The 5,109-nt window shown below is 70.8% G+C and carries 4 protein-coding genes and 1 pseudogene; 2 read left to right on the forward strand and 3 right to left on the reverse strand.

All coding sequences use genetic code 11. The annotated features are described in order from the left end of the window. Positions 1-489: 489 nt before the first annotated feature. Positions 490-1,494: an NADP-dependent oxidoreductase gene (locus RBH18_RS42970; RefSeq protein ID WP_306216288.1), complete on the reverse strand. Its 1,005-nt coding sequence runs from the start codon at positions 1,492-1,494 to the stop codon at positions 490-492. A gap of 70 nt (positions 1,495-1,564) precedes the next feature. On the opposite strand from RBH18_RS42970, the gene RBH18_RS42975 reads away from it, so the two are divergent. Beyond that, positions 1,565-2,011, forward strand: a complete 447-nt coding sequence (locus RBH18_RS42975) for an EVE domain-containing protein (protein WP_306216289.1) — start codon at positions 1,565-1,567, stop codon at positions 2,009-2,011. On the opposite strand, the gene htpG is transcribed toward RBH18_RS42975, so the two are convergent. Next, complete coding sequence (gene htpG, locus RBH18_RS42980; RefSeq protein WP_306216290.1) at positions 2,008-3,879, reverse strand: molecular chaperone HtpG; 1,872 nt, start codon at positions 3,877-3,879, stop codon at positions 2,008-2,010. The two genes, RBH18_RS42975 and htpG, sit on opposite strands and share 4 nt — an antisense overlap. A 55-nt stretch (positions 3,880-3,934) precedes the next feature. Then, entirely contained in the window at positions 3,935-4,672 is a 738-nt protein-coding gene (locus RBH18_RS42985) for a hypothetical protein (protein WP_306216291.1), read from the reverse strand. A 240-nt stretch (positions 4,673-4,912) separates the two neighbouring features. Between RBH18_RS42985 and RBH18_RS42990 the strand changes: the two are divergent. Further along, positions 4,913-5,109, forward strand: a pseudogene (locus tag RBH18_RS42990) (hypothetical protein); the annotation flags it as partial.

Raw genomic sequence — 5,109 nt, forward strand, 5'->3', positions numbered from 1 at the left:
CCGACGACGAGATCGCCACCCTCTACACCACCGAGCGCCGCTGACCCACCGCCCGCCGAGGCCCATCCCACGTCCGCGTGGGGTGGGCCTCCGGCACCGGATCAACGGTGCTTTTGCGGCCTGCTCGGCTCAGAGACGCGCGTACGAGGATCTTGCCAGCAACTTCGGCTGATGGCACGCCGGACTATATCGACTCGCCGAGCGCGTCGGCTTCGACGCGAACAAGACTTTGCGGTTGGCGGTCGCCGGAAGTCTCTCGATCCTGGGCGGGCTATTCGCGCTCAGCATCCACTTCAGGCTCGTGAAGCTGTGGTTCAGTCCGGCCGGCAGTTATCGCCGAAGTAGCTACTTCCTGCTAGTGGGCGGCGGAGGTCTCGCAGCGCTCGCTATTTCCGCCGTCCTGGCGGTTGCCTTCTTCTCCGTTGCAGAGGGACCGATGCTCTCGGCCGTCTCCGGCCCGATGCCGCTTATCCGGCCGCCGGATGAGGCTCAGACCCGGACCAGGATCTTGCCCGGCCCCGCCTGCCCGCGCAGCATCGCCATGAACACCTCGGGGGTGTTCGCGATCCCGTCGTGGACGGTCTCCTGGTAGCGCAGGCGGCCGTCGGCGACGAGCGGCCCCACCTCGGCCAGGAACCGGTCACGCAGGTCCTGGTGGTCGCGGACCAGCATGCCGCGGACGGTGAGCCGCTTGCCGATCAGCTGGCTCAGGTTGCGGGGCGCGGGCACCGGCTCGGTGGCGTTGTAGACGCTGATCATGCCGCAGACGCACACCCGCCCGTGCACCTTCAGGGCGCTGATCGCCGCCTCCAGGTGATCGCCGCCGACGTTGTCGAAGTAGACGTCGATGCCCTCCGGGGCGGCCGCCTTGAGCAGGTCGCGCACCCGGCCGTCGTGGTAGTCGAACGCGGCGTCGGCGCCCAGCTCGTCGCGCAGCCAGGCGACCTTGTCCGGCGAGCCGGCGCTGCCGATCACCCGGCTCGCGCCGCGCAGCCGGGCCAGCTGGACCACCACCTGGCCGACGGCGCCGGCCGCGCTCGACACGAAGACCGCGTCACCCTCGCGGAACTCGGCGGTGCGGACCAGCCCCGCGTACGCGGTCAGCCCGGTCATGCCCAGCACGCCCAGGTACGCTCCGAGCGGCGCGACGGCCGGGTCCACCTTCGCCGCGGAGGCGGCCGGCACCAGCGCGTGCGAGCGCCAGCCCAGCCCGTGCAGCACGTGATCCCCCGGGGCGAAGCCGGGCGCCCGCGAGGCCTCGACCACGCCCACCGCGCCGCCTTCGAGGGCCTTGCCGACCTCGTACGGGGCGACGTAGGACTTGGCGTCGCTCATCCGCCCCCGCATGTACGGGTCGACGCTGAGCAGCTCGTTGCGCACGAGCAGCTGGCCGGGCCCCGGCTCGGGCAGCGCCGTCTCCACGAGCGTGAAGTTCTCCGCCACGGGCGCGCCGTGCGGACGGGAGGCGAGGCGGATCTCCGTGCTGGTCGTCATCCGCCCACCCTAGGGTGGTCCTTCCGCGATCACAGGCCGCCCGCCCGGCCCCGGCGCGACAATCACGATCATGGCGCACTGGCTGCTGCAGACGAAGGATCAACCCACCGGGCCCGGGCCGTCGAGCTGGCCGATCCGGCGACATCGGGCGGAGATCGCTCCGGGCGACGGCGTCGTCGTATGGCGCAGCGGCCGGGGCGGCGGGGCTGTCGCCACGGGTGTCGTGAGCGGCAAGGCGGACGATCACACCGCGATCGAGGTGACGCTGGAGCACGTCTTCCCGGTGATCTCCCGGGAGACGCTCAAGGCGGACGCGCGCTTCGCGGGCACCCGGGTGCTGCGGGCGCCCGGCGGCGGGAACCCGTTCCCGATCGATCAGCCCGCGTGGGAGGCCGTCGAGGAGCGGATCCCGCCGCAGGGACCGGTCGCCGCCACGGTGCGGGGTGCCGCGGCGGCGGTGGCAGCCGGTGCCACCGCCGTACGCGAAGCCCTGAAAACCGTGGTGCAGCGACCCTAGACCGTCTTGGCGAGCCGGTCCGCGAGCAGCTTGGCGAAGCGGGCCGGGTCCGCCAGGTCGCCGCCCTCGGCCAGCAGCGCCGTGCCGTAGAGCAGCTCGGCCGTCTCCGGGAGCGACGCGTCCGCGGCGTCCCGCTCGTGGGCGTCGCGCAGCGCCACCACCAGCGGGTGCGACGGGTTGAGCTCGAGGATGCGCTTGACCGCGGGGACCTCCTGGCCCATGGCCTTGTACATCTTCTCGAGCGTCGGCGTCATGTCGTTGCTGTCGCTGACCAGCAGGGCGGGCGAGGTGGACAGGCGGCCGGTCAGGCGCACCTCCTTGACCTCGTCGAGGGTCTCGCCGAGCCAGGTGAGCAGGGGCGCGAACTCGCCGGTCTTCTCCTCCGACGGCTTCTCGTCGGCGGGGAGGTCGACGTTGCCCCGGGCGATGGACTGCAGCTTCTTGCCGTCGTAGTCCGGCACCGCCTCGACCCAGATCTCGTCGACCGGGTCGGTGAGCAGCAGGACCTCGTACCCCTGGGCCTGGAAGGCCTCCATGTGCGGCGAGTTCTCCACCTGGGCCCGGCTCTCGCCGGTCATGAAGTAGATCTCCTCCTGGCCCTCCTTCATCCGCGCCACGTAGTCGGCGAGGGTGGTGGGCTCGGCGCCGTGCGTGGTGGCGAAGGACGACACGTCGAGGATGCCCTTCTGGTCCTCGCCCGGGTTGAGCAGGCCCTCCTTGATCGCCCGGCCGAACTCGCGCCACAGGGTCGCGTACTTCTCCGGCTCCTTGGTCTGCAGGTCCTTGATGGTGCTGAGGACCTTGCGGGCCAGGCGCTTGCGGATCATCTGGATGTGGCGGTCCTGCTGCAGGATCTCGCGGGAGATGTTGAGCGACAGGTCGGCCGCGTCGACGACGCCCTTGACGAAGCGCAGGTAGTCGGGGATCAGCTCCTGGCTGTCGTCCATGATGAAGACGCGCTTGACGTAGAGCTGGATGCCGCGGCGGCCGTCGCGCTGGAAGAGGTCGTGCGGGGCGCGGGCCGGGATGAAGAGCAGGGCCTCGTACTCGAAGGTGCCCTCCGCCCGCATCTGGATGATCTCCAGCGGGTCGGTCCAGTCGTGGCTGATGTGCCGGTAGAACTCGTGGTACTCCTCGTCCTTGACCTCGGAGCGCGGGCGCGCCCACAGGGCCTTCATGGAGTTGAGCGTCTCCGGCTCCGGCGAGTCTTCGCCCTCCGAGGAGGAAGGCTTGACCAGGCGGATCGGGAACGAGATGAAGTCGGAGTACCGCTTGACGATCCCCTTGATCTTCCACTCGTCGGTGTAGTCGTAGAGGGCGTCCTCCTCGTCGGCCGGGCGCAGGTGGACGGTCACCGCCGTGCCGGACGCCGCGTCCGCGACCTCCTCGATCGTGAACGTGCCCTCGCCGGCCGATTCCCAGCGCGTACCCGTGTCCTCGCCGGCCTTGCGCGTGACCAGGGTGACCTTGTCGCCCACCATGAACGTCGAGTAGAAGCCGACGCCGAACTGGCCGATGAGCTCGCCGGCCGACGAGTCCTTGCTCTCCTTGAGCTTGCGCAGCAGCTCCGCGGTGCCGGACTTGGCGATCGTGCCGATCAGCGCCACGACCTCGTCCCGGGACATGCCGATGCCGTTGTCCCGCACCGTGATCGTCCGCGCCTCCTGGTCCGCCTCGATCGCGATGTGCAGATCCTCGGCGGTCAGGGCGTCGTCGGTGAGGGCGGCGAGGCGCAGCTTGTCCAGGGCGTCGGAGGCGTTGGAGATCAGCTCGCGCAGGAAGATGTCCTTGTTCGAATAGATCGAGTGGACCATCAGCTGCAGGAGCTGGCGCGCCTCGGCCTGGAACTCCAGCGTCTCGGTAGTCATGTCATCCCTCCGTGCGTACGTGTGATCCCGCCGCTGATCGTATGACAGCCCGCCGTCAGTCGATGTCGTCGATCCCGTCCAGGCGGTCCGACTCCCAGTCGAAGGTGTCCGCGTCGGGCAGGCCGCCCTCGCCGGACTCCCAGGGGAAGAAGTGCGGTTCGACGGCCTCGTCCCAGCGCTCGTCGGGTTCGTCGCGGGCGGCGGGCTCCTCCCAGTCGTCGGTCTCGACCGGCTCGGGCTCCTCCCAGGTGGGCGTCTCGACCGGCTCGGGTTCCTCCCGCGGCGGCGGCGGCGTGACGACCGGCGGCAGCGTGACGACCGGCGGCGGCTCCGGGGAGGTGCGGACCGGCGTCGGTACGGGCGGCGTCAGCACCGGCGGCATCGTGGCCGGGATCACCGGTACGCCGGGAGCGGTCCGCACGGGCACGACCGGCCGCCGCGTCGCCGGTCGGGTCGTGGACCGGACCGGGCCCGCGGGTGTCAGCGTCCAGATCGTCGACGGGTCGATCGCGTCGGGGGTGAACGGGCCGGCGGTCTCCGGGGCGGTCGACGGCGCGCCGGGGGCCGGGGCGGGCTGCCGCGACACCGGAACGATGTTCAGCGCCGCGTCGGGCTCGCGGGCCGGGCCGAGCCGGGCGTCCGCGATCACCGGCCGTCGCCCGAGCCCGGCCGCCCCGGGCACGGCCGGGCTGCCGCCGCTGTCGCCGAGGACGAGCGCCCCCGCTCCCGCCGCCACGAGCACCGCGACGCTGCCGCCGAGAATCTGCTTGTCCCGCTTCGTCAACTCTCCCATGAAACCGTCATACAGGTATAAAGCGGACTCCGTACGCACATCCCGGCGATGACCCTCCGGCGTGGCGCGCCCGCACCCCGCCCGCAAACTACTTTCAGTAAGACTTTTGGATGATCTTCCCGACCTGACCGGACTCTCACTACTCAGGGTTATGACGCCTAGAGTAGCTGCGTGACGTTGAGCGAGGCTGCCGTGGCCGCAGCAGTGACAGTGAGTATTGCCGGTGTTTCTTACGCTGCGTTGAACAGCGACGCGCTGACGGCCCGGGCGGAGCAGGTGGCCGGCGCCGCCACGTGCCGTTCCGTGGATGCCGCCATCATGGCGTACGTGGCGGATCACGGCACCGCCCCGGCGCGCGTCTCGCAGCTGCGGTCGTACGTGAAGGGCGACATCTCGGCGTACCGGATCAGCAAGGGCGTCGCCGCCGGGCCCGGCTG

It is taken from the genome of Actinoplanes oryzae (genome assembly GCF_030757795.1).
Taxonomy (GTDB): domain Bacteria; phylum Actinomycetota; class Actinomycetes; order Mycobacteriales; family Micromonosporaceae; genus Actinoplanes.

What these genes read in the sequence shown, in the direction of transcription:
- htpG (WP_306216290.1), bottom strand. Translation starts at nt 3,879, where the DNA reads ATGACTACCGAGACGCTGGAGTTCCAGGCCGAGGCGCGCCAGCTCCTG.
- RBH18_RS42970 (WP_306216288.1), bottom strand. Translation starts at nt 1,494, where the DNA reads ATGACGACCAGCACGGAGATCCGCCTCGCCTCCCGTCCGCACGGCGCG.
- RBH18_RS42975 (WP_306216289.1), top strand. Translation starts at nt 1,565, where the DNA reads ATGGCGCACTGGCTGCTGCAGACGAAGGATCAACCCACCGGGCCCGGG.
- RBH18_RS42985 (WP_306216291.1), bottom strand. Translation starts at nt 4,672, where the DNA reads ATGGGAGAGTTGACGAAGCGGGACAAGCAGATTCTCGGCGGCAGCGTC.